This is a genomic window from Halopseudomonas salina (assembly GCF_008641105.1).
Genome location: NZ_VTTI01000002.1, coordinates 319,432 through 340,242, shown reverse-complemented (window position 1 = coordinate 340,242; position 20,811 = coordinate 319,432). Strand labels below are relative to the sequence as shown.

16 protein-coding genes are annotated in these 20,811 nt (G+C 58.1%); 4 read left to right on the top strand and 12 right to left on the bottom strand.

Translation table 11 applies throughout. The annotated features are described in order from the left end of the window. Positions 1-8: 8 nt before the first annotated feature. The 4 genes from rimO to acnB form a co-directional block, all read right to left on the bottom strand. Positions 9-1,340, bottom strand: a complete 1,332-nt coding sequence (rimO, locus tag FZF01_RS04955; RefSeq protein ID WP_150277029.1) for a 30S ribosomal protein S12 methylthiotransferase RimO — start codon at positions 1,338-1,340, stop codon at positions 9-11. 124 nt (positions 1,341-1,464) lie between these two features. After that, the gene (locus FZF01_RS04950) at positions 1,465-4,092 is read right to left on the bottom strand and encodes an EAL domain-containing protein (RefSeq protein WP_223825395.1); all 2,628 of its coding nucleotides are present in this window, start codon (positions 4,090-4,092) and stop codon (positions 1,465-1,467) included. A 200-nt stretch (positions 4,093-4,292) separates the two neighbouring features. Next, entirely contained in the window at positions 4,293-4,511 is a 219-nt protein-coding gene (locus tag FZF01_RS04945) for a YgdI/YgdR family lipoprotein (RefSeq protein WP_150277028.1), read from the bottom strand. Positions 4,512-4,628: 117 nt separating this feature from the next. Next, the gene (acnB, locus tag FZF01_RS04940) at positions 4,629-7,238 is read right to left on the bottom strand and encodes a bifunctional aconitate hydratase 2/2-methylisocitrate dehydratase (protein WP_263363752.1); all 2,610 of its coding nucleotides are present in this window, start codon (positions 7,236-7,238) and stop codon (positions 4,629-4,631) included. A 325-nt stretch (positions 7,239-7,563) separates the two neighbouring features. On the opposite strand from acnB, the gene FZF01_RS04935 reads away from it, so the two are divergent. Next, positions 7,564-8,019 (top strand): DUF1289 domain-containing protein, encoded by a 456-nt coding sequence (locus tag FZF01_RS04935; RefSeq protein ID WP_150277027.1) that lies wholly within the window; start codon positions 7,564-7,566, stop codon positions 8,017-8,019. Positions 8,020-8,146: 127 nt separating this feature from the next. Here FZF01_RS04935 and FZF01_RS04930 read toward each other — a convergent pair whose 3' ends face one another. Beyond that, positions 8,147-9,007, bottom strand: a complete 861-nt coding sequence (locus FZF01_RS04930) for a universal stress protein (RefSeq protein ID WP_150277026.1) — start codon at positions 9,005-9,007, stop codon at positions 8,147-8,149. 166 nt (positions 9,008-9,173) lie between these two features. Here FZF01_RS04930 and miaE point away from each other — a divergent pair, with 166 nt between their 5' ends. From miaE to FZF01_RS04915, 3 genes are all read left to right on the top strand, one after another. Further along, complete coding sequence (miaE, locus tag FZF01_RS04925; protein WP_150277025.1) at positions 9,174-9,794, top strand: tRNA-(ms[2]io[6]A)-hydroxylase; 621 nt, start codon at positions 9,174-9,176, stop codon at positions 9,792-9,794. 72 nt (positions 9,795-9,866) lie between these two features. After that, entirely contained in the window at positions 9,867-10,730 is an 864-nt protein-coding gene (locus tag FZF01_RS04920; protein WP_223825394.1) for a substrate-binding periplasmic protein, read from the top strand. Positions 10,731-10,867: 137 nt separating this feature from the next. Further along, on the top strand, positions 10,868-12,328 hold the full coding sequence (locus FZF01_RS04915) for an aminotransferase-like domain-containing protein (protein ID WP_150277024.1): 1,461 nt from the start codon (positions 10,868-10,870) through the stop codon (positions 12,326-12,328). An 83-nt stretch (positions 12,329-12,411) separates the two neighbouring features. Here the strand turns inward: FZF01_RS04915 and FZF01_RS04910 are convergent, their stop codons facing one another. From FZF01_RS04910 to FZF01_RS04880, 7 genes are all read right to left on the bottom strand, one after another. After that, positions 12,412-13,314: a hydroxymethylglutaryl-CoA lyase gene (locus FZF01_RS04910; protein ID WP_150277023.1), complete on the bottom strand. Its 903-nt coding sequence runs from the start codon at positions 13,312-13,314 to the stop codon at positions 12,412-12,414. Beyond that, entirely contained in the window at positions 13,311-15,290 is a 1,980-nt protein-coding gene (locus FZF01_RS04905) for an acetyl/propionyl/methylcrotonyl-CoA carboxylase subunit alpha (protein WP_150277022.1), read from the bottom strand. Before FZF01_RS04905 ends, FZF01_RS04910 begins: the two co-directional genes overlap by 4 nt. Before the next feature lies 1 nt (position 15,291). Further along, positions 15,292-16,086, bottom strand: a complete 795-nt coding sequence (locus tag FZF01_RS04900; RefSeq protein WP_150277021.1) for a gamma-carboxygeranoyl-CoA hydratase — start codon at positions 16,084-16,086, stop codon at positions 15,292-15,294. Between the two features lie 167 nt (positions 16,087-16,253). After that, positions 16,254-17,861, bottom strand: coding sequence for a carboxyl transferase domain-containing protein (locus tag FZF01_RS04895; protein WP_150277020.1), 1,608 nt, complete (start codon positions 17,859-17,861; stop codon positions 16,254-16,256). Between the two features lie 123 nt (positions 17,862-17,984). Next, complete coding sequence (locus FZF01_RS04890) at positions 17,985-19,148, bottom strand: isovaleryl-CoA dehydrogenase (RefSeq protein WP_150277019.1); 1,164 nt, start codon at positions 19,146-19,148, stop codon at positions 17,985-17,987. 30 nt (positions 19,149-19,178) lie between these two features. Further along, a complete protein-coding gene (locus FZF01_RS04885; protein WP_150277018.1) occupies positions 19,179-19,580 on the bottom strand; it encodes a MerR family transcriptional regulator in 402 nt (133 codons plus the stop codon). Positions 19,581-19,701: 121 nt separating this feature from the next. Beyond that, entirely contained in the window at positions 19,702-20,646 is a 945-nt protein-coding gene (locus tag FZF01_RS04880; protein WP_150277017.1) for a LysR family transcriptional regulator, read from the bottom strand. Between the last annotated feature and the right edge of the window lie 165 nt (positions 20,647-20,811).

The window sequence follows — 20,811 nt, the reverse complement described above, 5'->3', positions numbered from 1 at the left end:
GATCAGCTCTAGGCCAGCTCAGCCCAGAGGTCGTATTCGTCGGCATCGAATACGGTGACGCTGACAATATCGCCGGGCTGCAGGGTTTGTTCGGTGTTGATATAGACATTGCCGTCGATTTCCGGCGCGTCGGCCATCGAGCGGCCAATGGGACCTTCTTCGTCCACTTCGTCGATCAGCACCTGAATGGTCTTACCGATCTTCTGTTGCAGGCGCTCGGCGCTGATCACCTGTTGGTGAGCCATGAATCGCTCCCAGCGGTCCTCTTTCACCTCTTCCGGCACGGCATCAGGCAGCGCGTTGGCTTGAGCACCTTCAACGTCGGAATACTTGAAGCAGCCCACACGATCGAGCTGGGCTTCGGTCAGCCAGTCGAGCAGATACTGGAAGTCTTCTTCGGTCTCGCCGGGGAAGCCAACGATGAAGGTGGAGCGGATGGTCAGCTCTGGACAGATCTCGCGCCATTTCTTGATGCGCACCAAGGTCTTGTCTTCAAACGCAGGACGTTTCATCGCCTTGAGAATCTTCGGACTGGCGTGCTGGAAGGGGATATCCAGGTACGGCAGGATCTTGCCCTCGGCCATCAGAGGAATCAGTTCATCCACGTGTGGGTAGGGGTAGACGTAATGCAGACGGACCCAGATGCCCAGCTCGCTGAGTGCTTCACACATTTCGGTCATGCGCGATTTGACCGGACGGCCATTCCAGAAGCCGGTGCGGTACTTGATATCCACGCCGTAGGCGCTGGTGTCCTGGGAAATAACCAATAGCTCACGCACGCCGGCCTTGGCCAGGCCTTGCGCTTCGTTGAGCACATCGCCCACCGGGCGACTCACCAGCTTGCCGCGCATGCCGGGGATGATGCAGAAGCTGCAGCTGTGGTTGCAGCCTTCGGAGATTTTCAAATAGGCGTAGTGGCGCGGAGTGAGCTTGACGCCCTGGGGCGGTACCAGATCAAGCAGCGGGTTGTGGTCGGTGCGCGGTGGAATCACTTCATGCACCGCGTTAACTACCTGCTCGTACTGCTGCGGGCCGGTAACTGCCATGACGCTGGGGTGCACATCGCGGATAGCACTTTCCTCTACACCCATGCAGCCTGTGACGATGACCCGGCCGTTGGCGGCGATAGCTTCACCAATCGCATCCAGAGATTCGGCCTTGGCGCTGTCGATAAAGCCGCAGGTGTTGACCACCACTACGTCAGCGTCCTCATAGGTGGGGACCACCTGGTAACCCTCAGTGCGCAGTTGGGTGAGAATGCGTTCGGAGTCTACCAGGGCCTTTGGGCATCCAAGACTGATAAAACCGACTTTGGGACTGGTCGAGGGGACCTGGGACATGCTGAACCTCATGGCTGCGCGGCGTGGGCCGGATACGAAAGCGGAAAGCGGCGTATTCTAGCCGCCTGGGTGGCAGCATGCCATAGCTGAAACCTGCCGCTGGTCTTGCTGTGCCGAGCAGTTTTCAGGCGGAGGCGACCCGCCGGACCGCTGGAGCGGGTCGTCCGAAATAATAACCCTGATAGAAAAGGCAGCCCAGCTGCAGAAGTCGATCGCGCTGCGCCTCGGTTTCCACCCCCTCTGCGATTACCCGCAGATCCAGGCTGTTACCCAAGGCGACGATGGTGCTGACAATGGCCATGTCGTTTGGATCGGTCAACACATCCCTGACAAAGGACTGGTCTATCTTCAGCTGGAATAACGGCAGGCGCTTGAGATACCCGAGTGAGGCGTAGCCGGTACCGAAATCATCCAGAGAAAAGCGCACGCCGCGTTCGCCCAGTATGCGCATCCGTTCTGCAGTGTCCTGTACATCTTCGACCAGGAGGCTCTCTGTGAGCTCGAGCTCCAGTCGCCTTGGATCAAAATGACTCTCATCGAGCAGCGTAAGGACGGTTTGCACAAATCCGGGATGACGGAACTGCTTGGGACTGATATTGACCGCCAGCGTCCTGTCTGCCGTTTCCGGGGATTGTGCCCATTCATCAAGTAGAGTGCAGGCTTCGCGCAGCACCCATTCGCCCAGACTGATAATCAGCCCGCTGGACTCGGCGATAGGGATAAAACTGCCCGGGGGAATAAGGCCTTCGTCAGGGTGGGTCCAGCGCAGCAATGCTTCCATCCCGAGGATCCTGCCTGTGTGGTCCACCTGGGGCTGTACGTGAAGCTGCAACTGATCGAGCTCGATTGCCTTGCGCAGATCAGCCTCTATGCTTGCGCGGCGGCTGGCTTCAGCCTGCATGATTGGATTGAAGAACTGCAGGTTGTTGCGACCCCGCTGTTTTGCCTCATACATGGCCAACTCAGCACGCTTGAGCAGCTCCTCGGGATTGTTCAGACCGTCGCAGAACATCACTATACCGATACTTGCCGTGGCAACATGGCTAGTTCTGCCAATCTGCAGAGGTACACTTATTCGGTCCATGGTGACCTGGGCCAGAATCTTCGCCTGGTCCGCGGCCTCGTTCAGTTGCTGGTGTAACCCCTCAACAAGAAGAACAAACTCATCGCCGCCAAGACGAGCCAGGGAATCGGTAGGGCGCATGCCTTCGCGCAGCCTATCGGCGATCAGCTTGAGCAACTGGTCTCCTTTTTCGTGACCCAGGCTGTCATTGAGGTTCTTGAAGTTATCCAGGTCAATGAACAGCAAGGCCCCCTCAAAACCGGTCTGTTCCTGGTTGGCCAGTGCGTGGCGCACGCGGTCGAGAAACAGACCCCGGTTGGGCAGATCCGTCAGCGGGTCGTAGAAAGCCAACTGGTGGATGGCTTTCTGGATGTTACGGTATTCGGTTATCTCGGTATCGATGCCACATAGGCCGTATACCCGGTCATCGGCGTCGCGCAGGGGGATTTTTACCGAGATGAAGGTGCGTTGGGTGCCTTCGTCGCAGAGCTCGCTTAGCTCCTCATTAGCTGAACGCGCGCCCCGTTCCAGGACAAGTCGGTCGCTGTAATGGCGACGCTCTGCCGTTTCACTTTCGAACAGTTCCCTGTCCGTCTTGCCAAGAACCTCGGTTGGCGTCTTGCCCAGCAGGCCGCAGAGTCGCTGGTTTGCGTACTGGTATCTCAACTCTTCATCCTTGATGTAGATATGCGCCTGAACGCTGTCGAGGATCGTATTCAGCCGTTGTTTACTGGTCTTCAGGTCACGCGTGTGCAGATCGACGCGGTGGCGCAGCAAGAGGTTGAATATGAGCGCGATCACCAGTCCAAGGGCCAGCAGCAGCAAAAGACCGATCATGTAGGGCGGTATCGCCAGCAAACTATTGCGCTGGCTCCAGCGGTGCAGGATCTCATGGTAGGGCGAGTCAGGGTCTGCCTGCCAACGGATAAGGTACGCTTCGATTGCCGCCAGCTCGTTCAGGTGGCGCCCACCTGAGCCGGTATAGAAAAGCCGGGCTGGTTGAAAGATGATCGGTGTCGCCTCGATCCCCATGGTGATTGCCTGCCTGTCTCCATAATGATGATTGCTTACTGCGGCATCCACTTCTCCATTCGCCAGCAGCGCAAAACCCGCTGCATAGTTGCTGACTGACATCCAGGTTACGGTTACACCAAAATTGTCAGCAAGCTGAGTGAGGTAGCGCTCCTGGACCGAGCCGGTCAGCACTGCGACACGCTTGCCATCCAGGTCGGGAATCGCCCGGATCCCTCCACGGGCTCGCTGATAAATTTGCGACCAGCTATGCAGGGCAGGGGTGTCATGAAAGTCCAGTGTCCGAGCCCTGAACTCGCTATGGGCGACATCCGGCATGATGTCGATTGCCCCTGTTTCAAGCAGGTTCAGGCACTGGTCCCATTCGCAGGGCACAGGTGTGATGGTCCAGTCTTCACGACTGGCTATTTCATTGAAAAGATCGCCAAAAATCCCTGACAGTTTGCCTTTGTCATCGAGAAACAGTTTGGGTGGGTTCTGGTATACGCCGATATTCAGCGACTTTTGCGGTGCGGAAATCACCAAGGTAGAAAGCAGACTAATCATGATAGCTAGAATCGTCGCCGCCAGCTTGCGGGTGCGCCATCCGGGAGCAACGGCTGCTCTGGCGTGACGGGTCAGGTACACAAACTTCCCGGATAATCTGATCCTGTCCATAGCCTTGTTTTTTCCTTTACCCTGCAATTTCTACCTACCATTATTCATAGCAGAAAAAAGCACCCTGGTGGATGTTGTTGTGAATTAGAAACACACTCTCGCCCGCAGGGTAGGGCATCGCAAGCGGCGCTGTTGGGAGTGACATGCAAGCGGGCGCGACCTTATGAAGCCTCGCGCCCGCTAAGGTTGCAGCATCGGAATCAACGTTCCTGGATCTGATCCACATCGGACTGTGGGATCTGGTGCATCCGGCCTTCGTTGTCCTTGTAGCGCAGCATTTTGGTGTCTTCATCTATCTCGGGTTTGTCGGATGCCTCGAGGATAGTGCCATCATTGGTAGTGATCAGATAATCGCTGGCGCAGCCGGCCAGGGTCAGAATGCCAAAGCCGCATACCAACGCCATAATCCACTGTTTCATAAGCTTTGTTTCCTTCAGGTTGAGAGTCTTGTTCGCTCATTTGGACTACCGACAGGTGTAGATGTTCAAGGCATAAAAAAACCCCACCGAAGTGGGGTTTTCTGTACTGCGGAGTGCTTACAGCTCAGTGACCGGAATGGACGCTGCGGCTTTCTGGTAGGACTCGATTTCGTTGAAGTTCATGTAGCGGTAGATATCAGCAGACATGCTGTTGAGCTCAGCCGCGTAGCCCATGTATTCCTCAACGGTCGGCAGGCGACCCAGAATCGAAGCAACCGAAGCCAGCTCGGCAGAGGCCAGGTACACATTGGCGCCATCACCCAGGCGGTTCGGGAAGTTCCGCGTGGAGGTGGATACGACTGTGGACTTGGCAGCTACGCGTGCCTGGTTACCCATGCACAGGGAGCAGCCGGGCATTTCCATGCGCGCGCCAGCCTTGCCGTAGATGCCGTAGTAGCCTTCTTCGGTGAGCTGGAACTGATCCATCTTGGTCGGCGGGGCCAGCCACAGACGGGTCGGCAGGGCACCCTTGTTCTTCTCGAGCAGCTTGCCAGCCGCGCGGAAGTGACCGATGTTGGTCATGCACGAGCCGATGAACACTTCGTCGATCTTCTCGCCAGCGACCTGGGACAGCAGACGGGCATCGTCCGGATCGTTCGGAGCACACAGAACCGGCTCTTTCACGTCGGCCAGATCGATCTCGATGATCGCAGCGTACTCGGCGTCCGGATCGGCCTTCATCAGCTTGGGATCGGCCAGCCATGCTTCCATGGCCTGGGCACGACGCTCCAGGGTACGCGGATCCTGATAGCCGTTGGCAATCATCCAGCGCAGCAGGACGATGTTGGACTTCAGGTACTCGGCAACCGACTCTTCGCTCAGGTTGATGGTGCAACCGGCAGCGGAACGCTCTGCAGAGGCGTCGGACAGCTCGAATGCCTGCTCGGCAGTCAGGTGGTCCAGACCTTCGATCTCGAGAATACGGCCGGAGAAGATGTTCTTCTTGCCCTTCTTCTCGACGGTCAGGTGACCTTCCTGGATCGCGTAGTAGGGGATTGCATGGACCAGATCACGCAGGGTGATACCGGGCTGCATTTCGCCCTTGAAGCGCACCAGAACCGATTCCGGCATGTCCAGCGGCATCACGCCGGTGGCAGCGGCAAAGGCTACCAGGCCGGAACCGGCCGGGAAGGAAATGCCCATGGGGAAACGGGTGTGCGAGTCGCCACCGGTACCGACGGTGTCGGGCAGCAGCATGCGGTTCAACCAGCTGTGGATGATGCCGTCGCCAGGACGCAGGGCAACACCACCACGGTTGTGGATGAAGTCAGGCAACGTGTGGTGCGTGGTCACGTCGATGGGCTTGGGGTAAGCCGCGGTGTGACAGAAGGACTGCATCACCAGGTCGGCGGAGAAGCCCAGGCAAGCCAGGTCTTTCAGCTCGTCACGGGTCATCGGGCCAGTGGTGTCCTGGGAGCCAACGGTAGTCATCTTCGGCTCGCAGTAGGTGCCTGGGCGTACGCCCTCAACGTTGCAGGCCTTGCCGACCATCTTCTGCGCCAGGGTGAAACCCTTGGTGCTGGCAGCCGGTACATCGGGCAGGCGGAACAGATCAGCAGCGGGCAGACCCAGTTCGGCGCGAGCCTTGTCGGTCAGACCGCGACCGATGATCAGCGGGATACGGCCGCCGGCGCGTACTTCATCGAGCAGCACCTGAGTCTTCAATTCGAAGGTGGTGATAACTTCATCAGTACCGTGCTTGCAGACCTTGCCGTCATAAACGTAAACGTCGATAACGTCGCCGGTGTTGATTTCGTTGACGTCGAACTCGATCGGCAGGGCGCCGGCATCTTCCATGGTGTTGTAGAAGATAGGCGCGATCTTGTTACCGAAGCAGAAACCACCAGCGCGCTTGTTCGGTACGTAGGGAACGTCGTCGCCGAAGAACCACAGAACCGAGTTGGTAGCTGATTTACGCGAGGAACCGGTACCCACGACGTCGCCTACGTAGGCAACCGGGAAGCCCTTGGATTTGACTTCTTCGATCATCTTCAGCGGGCCGACGGAACCTTGCTCATCAGGCACGATGCCGTCACGGGCCATTTTCAGCATGGCCAGCGCGTGCAACGGGATGTCAGGACGTGACCAGGCATCAGGAGCCGGGGACAGGTCGTCAGTGTTGGTTTCGCCAGGTACCTTGAATACGCTCAGGCTGACTTTTTCGGGAACAGCGGGGCGGTTGGTGAACCACTCGCCATCGGCCCAGGACTGCATGACTTCCTTGGCGTGGGCATTGCCCTTCTTGGCGCGATCAGCGACGTCGTGGAAGGCGTCGAACATCAGCAGGGTGTGCTTGAGTTCCTTGGCAGCAGCAGCGGCCAACTCGTCGTTGTCGAGCAGCTCAACCATGGTGACGATGTTGTAACCGCCCTGCATGGTGCCGAGCAATTCAACGGCGCGCAGTTTGGTCAGCAGCGGGGAGGTGACTTCGCCCTTGGCCACGGCAGCCAGGAAGCCGGCCTTGACGTAGGCGGCTTCATCAACACCCGGGGGTACGCGGTTGGTCAAAAGGTCGAGCAGAAACTCTTCTTCGCCAGCCGGTGGATTCTTCAGCAGGTCAACCAGACCGGCGGTTTGTTCGGCGTTCAACGGCTGGGGCACGATGCCCAAGGCTGCGCGCTCTTCTACATGTTTGCGATAGGCTTCTAGCACAGTTATTACCCTCATCAGTCTGTTCTGCTTGCGGCGGAACGGTCATCCTCACGGACCAGGGAAGCACTGAATAAGCATCTTGCGAAAAGGGAGTTATTCAGTGCTTCCCCTGCATGCCGGACTTAGGGCTGGGGAGCAGGCTCGGCCTGTTGCTACTGGCGGGCAAGCTGGTAACGGATCACGCAGCCCTAACGGCGGGCCGATTCTACAGTAAGCGCCCGGCAAAGTTAAGCTTGAGGGCTCTGTGACCTTCGTATCAGACGCTTATAAAATCGTCAGTGGTGGTTCTGGGGTCAGGAAGACACTTGATTTACCATAGGCCGCCAACGCGGAGCCGGCCATGACAGAAACCTCTTACACCAGCAAAACACCCTGCGTAGGCTTGTGTTCGACAGTCTATGGCGATCTGGTGTGCCGCGGCTGCAAACGCTTCAGCCACGAGATTATCGACTGGAATCGCTACCAGCCTGTGCAGAAAGCTGCGGTCTGGAGCCGCTTGGAACAGTTGCTCGGGCAGATAGTATTGGCGCGGATAGAAGTCGTATCTGCATTGCAACTACGTGAAGCGATGGCAGCCAAGCAGATGCTTTTCAACGAGAGCCAGCCCATGGCGTACCAGGCCTGGCGTCTGTTGAGCCGCGCTGATGCTCCAGCACTTGAAGAATGTGGCATGCGGGCACGACAGGGCTATACGGATCTCACACTGAAGCAGCTACGCGAGGAGATCGACAGGGACTATTTCAGCCTGTCGGAAGCTTATTATCAAAGGTATGCGGCCGGAAACACCTCCGGCTGAGCAGCAAGCCGTAAGCCCAAGCTGCAAGCGACAGGCTACAAGCCAAAGCCAGAGCCAAAACTTCCAGCTTCCTGCTCCGCCCCCTGCTTTTAACTTGCCGCTTGAAGCTTGAAGCTTGCCGCTGCCTTTATTTCTCCAGCAGGTCTTCCAGGTGCGCCATGGTGTCTTCGGGCTTGAGGACCAGGATGTCGCTTTCCAACTGATCAAGAATGACCTCGGCTGTATTGCCGATCAGTGCGCCGGCAATGCCCTTGCGGCCTACAGTACCGATGACGGTAACGCTGGCACCGATCTGCTTGGCTACTTTCGGAATCAATGTGTCAGCCGGACCTTCGTCGATATGCACATGACCATCATCCAGCTGATGACCGCTGATGTAGCGCTCTGACTCGTCGCGGTAACGTGCTGCAATGTTTTCGCGCAGCTGATACACCGGATCCGAGGCGGACATCATTGGCGCCGGGTGAGCGCTGACCAGATGCAGGCTGCCGTTGATCATGTCGACGATATCCGCGGCGTGGCTAACGATGGTGTCATGCAGTACATGGTGCTGGTCGTCATGATTGCCGACGTCTACGGCTGCCAGGACGCTACCTTTCATCCAGGAAGCTGTGGTTTTTACCAGCAGGATCGGAGCAGGGCAGTAACGCAGTAGCTTCCAGTCGTCCGGCGTGAGAAGAGCCTTTTTCAAGGGGCTGTCAGGCAGGTGCTGTTTGACGACCAGGCCGCAACCTTCGGAGGCTGCCACGTGCACGACGGTGTCGGTCAAATTGTTGTGCCACGCCTGAGTCGCTTGTGCCTTGAAACCTTCTGCCTTGAGCTCGGCACAAAGCTTGTCCAGCATAGGCTGGTGGCTGTTGCGGTTCTCGCATACGAGCAGGTGCAAATCCGACTCAATGACCCCCGCGATCAGTTTGGCGCGCATCAACGCCAGCTGTTCGGTTTGTGTCGGATCGATCACAACCAGGATCCGCTTGATTGCTTGCATGGCCTTTCTCCCTGTTTTTTGATTTAACCAGTTTTATTTCTACCACCAATGTAGCCTGTTTTTTCCTGAACGCTGTTGATTTGGATCAAACCTGCTGAGTGCAAGGATCTCGCGAGTCGTGGATAATGCGCTGATTACGCTACATTAACTCCCTATCGTGACCTCCATGACCCTGCCACAAGAACTTATCGATTTCCTTCCCTCGCGAACATCCGGAATGTGGGTGGAACAAGCGCTGGCCCATCCCGCCGAGCTTTTGATTGATCATGCCAATTGCGAGAAAAAGGCAGCTTCAACGGCGCTGAATCTGATGTTCCGGTATGTTGACAAGCCCGAGCTACTACAGAAGATGTCACGTCTCGCCCGTGAAGAGCTTCGACACTTCGAGCAAGTGACCGCAATCATGCAGCGTCGTGGAATCGCTTATCGGGGTCTTTCTGCCAGCCATTATGCCCAACGTCTGCGCCAGCACGTGCGCACGACCGAGCCTGGACGTCTGGTGGATACCCTGATTATCGGCGCCTTTATCGAGGCCCGTTCCTGTGAGCGGTTTGCCTGTCTGGCTCCGCATCTGGATGAGGAACTGGGCGATTTCTACCGCTCATTGCTCAAATCCGAAGCCCGGCATTATCGCGATTACCTTACTCTTGCGCGGCAATATGCCGATGCACCGATCGAGGACCGCATAGCCGAATTCGCTGTGATAGAAGGCCAGGCTATGATCGAAGATGATTCGGAGTTTCGCTTTCACAGCGGTACAGTTGATGGTTCAGCCAAACTCGCCTGAAAAGCCGGTCATGACCCGTCTATAATGGGGGTGAATGCAGCATTCAGGTCTGGACATTTTCAAGGAGTTTCAATGCAACAGCCAATGACCGGAAACCCTATGTTACCCAGAGCCGCAAAGCTGTTTGTTTTGCTCGCGAGTGTCCTGATACCGTCGTTATCCTTTGCTGCGGTTCCGCTTTGCGAGCGGATAGTGGCAACCGGCAACCCCCAGTACCCACCCATTCTCTGGGTCGATCCTGAAGACGATAGCCGGCTGATCGGCGCCGGGGCCGAGCTTCTTGAGCAGGCTCTTGCACAGAGCGATGTCAAGCTGGACATGCTGAATGTCGGGCCCTGGTCACGTGCCCAGGAAGAAGCGCGAAGCGGTCGTGTGGATATGCTCGCCGGTGCGTTTCTTACCCGCCAGCGTCTGGGCTATATGGATTACATCCATCCCGCCTATGCGGACGTGCCCAGTGTCATCTTTGTGCGTTCCGACGGAATCTTTCCATACAGTGGCTGGGAAGACTTGCGTGGCAAGACCGGCAGCACCGTGCTCAACAACAGCTTCGGCAACCAATTTGACCGCTTCGCAGCGGATAATCTGCAGATCGAATCAGTACCTTCGGTGGAGCAATCCTTCCAGAAACTGCTGCGTGGAAGGGCCGATTACGTGATTTACGAGCGTTATCAGGGCCTGGCTATCGCTCAGCAGATGGGCATTGCAGACAAGTTGGATGTGCTCGACGGCTCCCTCATGACTGAGCAACTGTACCTGACCCTGTCGCATAATTCGGCATGCAATTCTTCCGATCTTCGGGCAGCCCTGGCACAGGCCATGTTTGACCTCTCCCGTTCCGGTGTACCCCAACAGTTGCTGGAAAAATACCGCGAGATCTGGGCGCAGCAGCTGGTTACGTCAGGCGCAGTGCCTGGTCCGATAGTCAACGAATAACGGAACAGTTCGTTTCCCGTTGCACTGCTCCCGCACAGTTGCTGTCGCTGGTATGCTGTTGGGGTATTTTTCCCCGCAACTGTATGGTGCTGACCAGATTACCGCTCCATTAAGGTAAAAAGGCATGCAGGAGAACAGTGATGAGCAGCCTTTTATACCAACAGATCGCCCGACAACTGGCCGATGACATACGCAAAGGGTTCTACAAACCCGGTGAGCGAGTTCCCTCGGTGCGGAAATTGAGCACCCAGAAGGGGGTCAGCCACGCCACCGTGTTGCACGCCTATGCCACGCTGGAAGATCAGGGCCTGATAAGGGCCAGGCCCCAGTCTGGCTATTTCGTCCACAATACGCCCGCGCTGACTGCGCCGACACCACCTATCGCACGGGTCGAACAGCCCTATGCGGTGACTCGTAGCGGCATTATCAGCGAGATTTTGCATCAGTCCCGCCGGGAGGGTGTTATTCCACTGGGGGCCGCCGTGCCTTCGAGCCAGTATCTGCCGCTGCGGGCTCTCCACCAACAGATGAGCAAGGTCACGCGGTTTCACAGCCAAAAAGCCTACAGCTACATTTTCAGCCCCGGCTACGAGCCACTGCGTAGACAGATTGCTATTCGCATGCGTGATGCCGGCGCGGTTGTCGATCCGTCCCAGATCGTGATAACCAATGGATGCGTTGAAGCTATTCAGTTGTGCCTGCGCTCGGTTACCAATCCCGGCGATCTGATTGCTACGGAGGCTCCGAGCTATTACGGACTGGTGCAGCTTTGCGATCTGTTGGGGCTGAAGGTGATAGAAATACCGACCGACCCCGATAGCGGCCTGAGCCTTGAATCCCTGGAAAAAGCGGCGGACAAATGGCCAATCAAGGCGCTTGTTCTCACCGCACGTGCGGGCAATCCCATGGGTGCAACCATGCCCGAGGACCGGCAGCGGAAGCTGGTGGCCATGATGGCCAAGCGTTGCTTGCCGATCATTGAAGACGACATCTACGGGGAGCTGATGTTCGAGCCCGGACGTTCCAAGGCGCTAAAGGCCTTTGATTGTTCGGACACCGTGATGTACTGCTCGAGTTTTTCCAAGACCATTTCACCGGGCGTTCGAACGGGCTGGGTCATCGCCGGGCGGCATCAGAGCGCCATCGAAAAGCTCCAGACCTTTACCACGCTGTCAGCCTGCAGTGTGAGTCAGATGTCGGTGGCGGCGTATCTGGAAAATGGCGGTTACGATCGGCATCTGCGCTATTTGCGACAGGAGTACCGTAAAAATCTGAGCAGCTTTCAGCTGGCCGTGCAGCAATATTTCCCCGAGGGTACGCAGATCACCCGACCTGCAGGCGGATTCATTTTATGGATCAGCCTGCCTGGCGATATAGACGCACAAAGACTGTTCGAGCAGGCTTTGGAGCACAACATCAGTATTGCGCCCGGTGCGGTGTTCAGTCATTCGGAACAGTTCAACCACTGTTTGCGATTGAACTGTGGTGTGCCGTGGAATCGGGAAACCGAGGCGGCGGTGATGACGCTAGGTGTTCTGGCTAAGGGGTTATTGAGTAAAAACAAGGTGGTAGAGGCGGTTGATGAGGAGGTGGCTTAAGTAGGGATTGGTGGTTTTCGGACCCTTCCCGGCGGGGCCGCCGGCCCCACTGGCCCCGGCGCGAAAATAGGGCCCGATCCGGACTATCGCGCCGCCAGAATGGCCCGCGCGACCCTTGAGCCATTTTCTCTGCCCAGCACCAAGTTGATGCGCGCACCGGCGTTCACCAGCAGATCGAGATCGATACCGGTCTCGATTCCCATGCCGTTCAGCATGTACAGCACATCTTCGGTCGCCACATTGCCGGTGGCACCCTTGGCATAGGGGCAGCCGCCCAGTCCGGCAACTGAACTGTCGAATACGCTCACCCCCTCCAGCAAGCTGGCATAGATGTTGGCCAACGCCTGGCCGTAGGTATCGTGAAAATGCCCAGCCAGTTGCTCGCGTGGTACGTGCTTGGCTACTGCTTCGATCAGGGCTCGGGTTACACCAGGTGTGCCGGTGCCGATGGTGTCGCCCAGGGATACCTCGTAGCAGCCCATGGCGTGGAGTTCGCGGGCAACACTGGCGACCTGGTCAGCCGGTACTTCACCCTGGTAGGGACAGCCGAGCACGCAGGAGATATAGCCGCGTACCTTTACATCCGCCTTTTGCGCGGCTTCCAGCACGGGTGCGAAACGCTCGATGCTTTCAGCAATCGAGCAATTGATATTGCGCTGGGAGAACGCCTCGGACGCTGCGGCAAATACTGCCACTTCGCGCACACCGGCTTCCAGGGCGGCCTCCAGACCTTTCATGTTCGGCGTCAGGGCGGAATAACTGACGCCGGAATGCTGTTTGATCGCCGCGAATACCTCGGCCGATCCGGCCATCTGTGGCACCCACTTTGGCGATACGAAGCTACCGACTTCGATATGACGTATACCTGCGGCGCTCAGATCGTCTACCAAGCGCACCTTGTCAGTCACGGCGATCGCCTGCGACTCATTCTGCAGACCGTCCCGCGGCCCGACATCGACCAGACGCACGGATTGCGGCATATTCATGGGGTTGCCTCCAGTTCGACCAACAAAGCGCCTTCGTTAACCAGCTCTCCCTCGCTACAAAATATCGCGGTGACGGTGCCGGCATGGGGAGCGCGGATGCTGTGTTCCATTTTCATTGCTTCGACCACCAGCAGTGCCGCTCCGGCCTCCACCTGGTCACCGGTAGTGACCAGCAAACGCACAATGCTGCCATTCATGGGTGCCTGCAAGCCACCCGCATGTTGCTGGGCCTGATCGACGCGGCTGATGGGATCAACCTGTTCGATTTTGAGCCACTCGTTCTGCCATTGCAGAAATAGCGCCTGGCCGCGAACAACGACTGCATGGCGCTGCAAAACACCGTCATGGATAACGGTCAGTTGGCCACTGGCCGGATCAAAGCTGCTGCCGCTTATGTTGACGTTATTCAGCTGACGCTCATCGTTACCGCATTGCAGGTGCAGCCGGCTGGTGGTGGGGAGCCCGCTGCGCCATCCGCTGGGTAAAGTGCTCCAGGGCGATTGGGGGTCGTCCGTGCGCTTTATCTGAGGTAGGCAAAGTAGCCAGGCGGCGCCAGCCAGTTGCCAGAAATCCCCGCTTAGCTCTGTCTTTTCCGGTAGTAGCTGTTCGGCATGGCGGGGGATGAATCCGGTATCCAGTTCTGCGTTGGCAAAGGCAGGGTGATCGATGATGCGACCAAGGAACGTCAGATTGGTCTGTACGCCGGCAATGGCGGTTTCACGGAGCATAGCCAACAGTTTAAGCCGCGCAGCTTCGCGTGTTTCGCCCCAGGCGATGACCTTGGCCAGCATTGGATCGTAAAAGGGTGATACTTCGTCGCCCTCGCAGATACCCCCATCCAGCCGTCTACCCACACCCGGCTGGGATTCGCGATATAGCTCAAGGGTACCACTGGCTGGCAGGAAATCATTCAGCGGATCTTCCGCATAAAGGCGGGCCTCTATCGCATGCCCCTGTAACGGAACCTCGTGCTGCTGCATTGGCAATGGCAGGCCCTGGGCAATGCGCAATTGCCAGGCCACCAGGTCCTGGCCGGTGATGGCTTCGGTAACCGGGTGCTCGACCTGCAGCCGGGTATTCATCTCCATGAAGTAGAAGCGTTCCTGCTCATCGAGCAGAAATTCGACCGTGCCGGCCCCCACGTAATCGATTGCCTTCGCGGCCTGCACAGCCGCCTCACCCATTGCCTGACGAAGTGTTGCTGACAGGCCGGGGGCGGGGGCTTCTTCTATCACTTTCTGGTGCCGGCGCTGGATCGAGCAGTCACGTTCGTTCAGATGGATGCAGTTGCCTTGCTGATCGGCAAATACCTGGATCTCGATATGCCGCGGCTTGCCCAGATACCGCTCGACCAGCATGCGGCTATCGCCAAAGGCGGATTTCGCCTCCCGTTGGGCGGATTCCAGAGCTTCGGCTAGATCGGTCTCACCCTCGACTACCTTCATACCCTTACCGCCACCGCCGGCTACGGCCTTGAGCAGAACCGGGTAGCCGATGCGTTCGGCGGCGGTGCGGAAGGTAGCCAGGTCCTGATCGGCACCGTGATAACCCGGTACCAGGGGGACGCCAGCGGTCTCCATCAATGCCTTGGCGGCGGATTTGCTACCCATGGCATCAATTGCACTGGCCGGCGGACCAATAAAGATCAGGCCCTCAACGGCGCAGGCCCGGGCAAATTCGGCATTTTCTGAAAGAAAACCGTAGCCGGGATGAATCGCTTGGGCGCCGCTCTGCCGGGCGGCAGCCAGCACCAGATCGCTACGCAGATAACTGTCCGCCGGCTTGGCACCGCCAAGGTTGATTGCCATGTCGGCTTCAAGCACGTGCCGCGCATGGCGGTCGATATCGCTATACACCGCCACGGTCCGGATGCCCATGGCTTTTGCAGTACGCATGATCCGGCAGGCGATTTCGCCGCGGTTGGCTACCAGCAGGCAGGTGATGGGGGAAGTTGAAATCTCACGCGGCTTACCCATTTCAGTACTCCTGCCAGGACGGTTTGCGTTTATCGAGAAACGCGGTCAGACCTTCCTGGCCCTCAGGGCTTACCCGTACGCGGGCGATGGCTGCCTCGGTATAACGGCGCAGGGCCGGCGACAGTTCACCATGTTTGACCTCCTGCAGCAGCGCCTTGGTCGCACGCATCGCGGCGGGGCCGTTTTGCAGCAGGTTGGTAGTCCAATCGTTCACCGCCTGGTCCAGCTCTTGAGCGGAATAAGTGGCTGCAAGCAAGCCGAGATGTTGCGCCTGCTTCCCATCAAAACGCTCGGCGGTCAGTGCGTAGCGGCGGGTCGCACGCTCACCGATCGCCTTGACCACGTAAGGGCTGATCACCGCCGGCAGAATGCCGATGCGCACCTCGGAAAGGCTGAACAGACTGTCCTCGGCGCCAATGGCCATGTCGCAGCAACTGATCAGCCCCAGCGCGCCGCCGAAGGCCGCGCCCTGAACGATAGCGAGAGTGGGTAGCTTGAGCTGGAACAGGCTGGCCATCACCTGTGCCAGTTCGCGGGAATCATTGAGGTTGGCGTTGTAATCGAGCTTCGCGCTTTCCTGCATCCAGGCCAGATCGGCACCGGCGGAAAAATGCTTGCCACGGCCACGCAGCAGAAGAAAACGCAACCCGGGCCGGGCTTCGATTTCATCGAATGCCAGCAACAGCTCGCGGATCATCTCGGCGTTGAAAGCATTTTTCTTCTCCGGCCGATTGAGCCACAGTGTGGCCACGTCGTTCGGGGAGAATTCGAGCTGTAGTGTTTTGAAGTCGGGCATTTCGGTCTCTGTTTTCTCGTAAGCCGCAAGCCGCAAGCTTCAAGCGGCAAGCAGGGCGTGCAAATGTATAGTCGTTTGGCTAGGCCTGCTGATTCCCTGCGTTTAGCTCGCAATCAACACGTTCGTGCGAGCCGCTTGAAGCTTGAAGCTCGCGCCGAAGGCGCGCCCTACATCCTAAATACCCCAAACCGTGTCTGTTCAATCGGTGCATTCAACGCGGCTGATATAGCCAGCCCCAGCACATCGCGGGTCTGGGACGGGTCGATGACGCCGTCGTCCCAGAGCCGTGCGCTGGAATAGTAGGGGTGGCCCTGGTGTTCGTACTGGTCGAGTATCGGTTGGCGTAGCGCCTGCTCCTGTTCGGGGCTGAAGGTGTCGCCGCTGCGTTGGGCTTGCTCGTGCTTGACCTGCACCAGCACACCGGCGGCCTGCTCACCACCCATCACCGAGATGCGCGCATTGGGCCACATCCACAGCAGACGAGGCTCGTAGGCGCGGCCGCACATGCCGTAGTTGCCGGCACCGAAGCTGCCGCCAATGATCACGGTAAATTTGGGTACCCGTGCGCAGGCAACTGCGGTGACCAGCTTGGCACCGTGTTTGGCAATGCCGCCGGCTTCATATTTCTGGCCGACCATAAAGCCGGTGATGTTCTGCAGGAAGACCAGCGGGATACCACGCTGGCAGGCCAGCTCGATAAAGTGTGCACCCTTTTGCGCTGACTCGCTGAATAGCACGCCGTTATTGGCGACTATAGCAACGGGATAGCCGTGCAGATGAGCGAAACCACACACCAATGAGCTACCGTACAGCGCCTTGAACTCGTCGAATACCGAATCGTCCACCAGCCGGGCAATGACTTCCCGCACGTCATAGGGCTGTTTTGCGTCAGCCGGCACGATGCCGTACAGATCTGTAGCGGGGTAGCGGGGCGGTAGTGCCGGTTTGCATTGCAGCTCACCCGCCTTGCGCCAGTTCAGGTTGGCAATGCAGCGCCGCGCAATGGCCAGTGCGTGTTCGTCATCCTCGGCGTAATGATCAGCCACGCCTGAGGTCTTGCAGTGCACGTCGGCCCCGCCCAGATCCTCGGCGCTGACGACTTCGCCAGTGGCAGCCTTGACCAGCGGCGGACCGGCGAGAAAAATCGTCGCCTGCTCGCGCACCATGATGGCTTCATCCGCCATCGCCGGCACATAGGCGCCACCGGCCGTGCAGGAGCCCATCACCACCGCGATTTGCGGAATGCCCTTGGCGCTCATATTGGCCTGGTTATAGAAAATGCGGCCGAAGTGCTCGCGGTCAGGAAAGACTTCATCCTGACGGGGCAGGTTGGCGCCGCCGGAGTCGACCAGGTAAATACAAGGCAGGCGATTCTGTTCGGCAATGGTCTGGGCGCGCAGGTGCTTTTTTACCGTGAGCGGATAGTAGGAGCCGCCTTTGACCGTCGCGTCGTTGGCCACGATCAGGCATTCCACTCCCTCCACCCGGCCAATACCCGCAATCAATCCTGCCGCCGGAACGTCTTCGCCATAAACCTCGTGGGCGGCAAGCTGGCCAATCTCGAGAAACGCCGAGCCCGGATCAAGCAGGGCATCGATGCGCTGCCGTGGCAACAGCTTGCCCCGCGACAGATGCCGCTCCTGCGCCTTGGGCCCGCCGCCCTGGCTGATTTGTGTCAGGAGTTGTTGCAGCTCATCGACCAGGTGGCGCATGGCGTTGGTGTTGGCCGCGAAATCGGGGGAGCCGGGGTGTATCTGGGTATTGAGCACGCTCATTGCCCTGACCCCATGCGCAGCGACAAGCTACAAGCTACAAGCCGCAAGCTGCCCGTCGTGGCCCTATCAATAAGCTTCCACACTGACTGCTTGCCGCTTGCAGCTTGAGGCTTGAAGCTGGTTTCAGCGTGTCTCATTAAACAACTCCCGCCCAATCAGCATGCGTCGGATTTCGCTGGTACCCGCGCCGATTTCGTAGAGCTTGGCGTCGCGCAGCAAGCGACCGGCGGGGTAATCGTTGATATAGCCGTTACCACCGAGAATCTGGATGACGTCCAGGGCCATCTGGGTGGCGCGTTCAGCGGTGTAGAGGATTACGCCGGCGGCGTCCTTGCGGGTAGCCTCGCCACGGTCACAGGCTTGCGCCACGGCATACAGGTAGGCACGACTGGCATTGAGCTGCGTGTACATGTCGGCGACCTTGCCCTGGATCAACTGGAATTCGCCGATGCTCTGGCCAAACTGCTTGCGGTCATGAATATAGGGTACGACCTCATCCAGACACGCCTGCATGATGCCCACCGGGCCGCCTGCCAGCACTACGCGCTCGTAATCCAGGCCGCTCATCAGGACCTTAACGCCCAGGTTCAGGCCGCCCAGGATGTTTTCAGCTGGTACTTCTACGTTGTCGAATATCAATTCACAGGTGTTGGAGCCGCGCATGCCCAGCTTGTCCAGCTTCGGGCCTCGGGAAAAGCCTTGCCAGTCACGCTCGACCAGAAACGCGGTAATGCCGTGGGGGCCTTTTTCCGGCTCGGTCTTGGCGTAGATCACGTAGACATGGGCGTCGGGGCCGTTGGTGATCCACATCTTGGTGCCGTTCAGCACGTAGTGGTCACCGCGCTTGTCGGCGCGCAATTTCATGCTGACCACATCGGAGCCGGCGTTCGGTTCACTCATGGCCAGCGCGCCGATATGCTCGCCACTGATCAGTTTGGGCAGATACCGGGCTTTCTGCTCGGCACTGCCGTTGCGGTTGATCTGGTTGACGCACAGGTTCGAGTGCGCGCCATAGGACAGTCCCACAGACGCCGAGGCGCGGCTAATTTCTTCGATGGCCACCACGTGGGCCAGGTAGCCCAGGCCGGCGCCTCCATCCTCTTCAGGCACCGTGACACCGAGCAAGCCGAGATCGCCAAAGCGGCGCCACATTTCATTGGGGAACTGGTTGTCGCTGTCGATGCTGGCTGCGCGCGGGGCGAGTTCCGCACTGCAGAAGGCGCGTACCTGCTCGCGCAGCATGTCGATGGTTTCGCCCAGGGCGAAGTTCAGGGAGGTGTAATGCATGAAATCACCTTTTATTTTTGTAGTAGATGATCAGGCGCTGATCGGGCGTCCGGACAGTGTTCGGGTCAGTGCTGCATGACAGCGTTCCTCAGCGGTATCCAGCTCGATCTGCATTTGTTGGATGTCGAGCATCTGTTGCTCGAGCTGCGCCCGACGCTCGGCGATTTTGCCAAGCATGGTATTGAGCTGTTTCTGGTTGTCGCCCATGGGGTCATACAGGCTTATCAACTCACGGCATTCCGCCAGGGAAAAACCGATGCGTTTGCCGCGCAGAATAAGCTTCAAGCTGACCTTGTCACGGGCGGAATAAACGCGCTCCTGACCACGACGTTCCGGGCTCAGCAACCCTTGTTCTTCATAGAAACGGATTGCGCGGGTGGTGATGTCCAGTTCGCGGGCGAGGTCGGAAATAGAATAGGTGAGGGGCTGCATGGGGAAACCTTCAATTTGACCTTTACGTTAACGTAAAGCTGTTGACGCAGCCTGTCAATGGGAGGTTAAGGTGGGCTAGGGGAAGACCCCGGCACATGAAGCGCCGGGGCTGAAACAGAAATCAGGACGCTGCAAGAGCTGCGTCGCGCTCCTTGTTCATCTTTCGTTCGAGCTGTTGGGACAGCTCGATGATCTGTTCACGCATCCAGCGGTTGGCCGGATCCTGGTCGGTACTCTCGTGCCAGAACAGGTGCGTCTCGATGGGGGGTACGTCATCGATGGGCAGCTCGACGTAATGCAGGTTGTGCCGGCGGGCAAAACGCTCGTGCACGGTCATCACCATATCGGTGGAGTCGAGTACCAGAGGCGCCATCTGGTAATGCTGCGAGCGCAGCACCACGCGACGCTGGATGCCGATCTTGCCCAGGGCCAGGTCCACATGGCCCAGACCGTTGCGACGGCTGGAGATATGGATGTGCGACTGGGCCAGATAGTCATCCAGAGTGATCTTGTTCTTGGTCGCCAGGGGATGATCCTTGCGCATCACACAGACATAGCGGTCCTCGAACAATTTGACGTGACGGACCTGGGTATCGGTATTCAACGGCGCATCGATGGCGAAATCAAGACGGCCGGCCGCCAGTTCCTTGGTGGTTTCGCGGCGCTTGGTGAGAAAGCTGTCAATATTGATATTGACGGCCAGGCGACGGATCCGGGAAGCCAGGTTCGGTAGAATCACCGCCTCGGACAGATCGGTCATGCTAATGCGATAGGTCTTGGTGGCTTCGTCAGGATTGAAGCTGCGACTCTCCTGCACAGAGACCCGCAGCAGTTGCAACGCATGACGGACCGGCGTAATGATGTTCTGCGCCATGGGTGTGGGCACCATGCCCTGGGCAGTGCGTACGAATAACGGATCGTTGAAAGTTTCACGCAGGCGGGCGAGGGCGTTACTCACTGCGGGCTGGGTAATACCCACTATCTGACCGGCGCGGGTCAGGTTGGCTTCGGTATATATGGCGTCGAACACAATGAACAGGTTCAAGTCGACTTTACTGAGGTTCATCGCAACATCATCCTTCATAGGGCGTGGGACGGCGTGACTCAAGACGAGACATCACCGAGGCATCATAAGCGAAGTATATATTGCTTATGAATGTTAATACACGCGGAAAATAGGTTAGATAAATCGATTCGCCTCATCTAGCATCGTTGGTGTCGCTTACACATT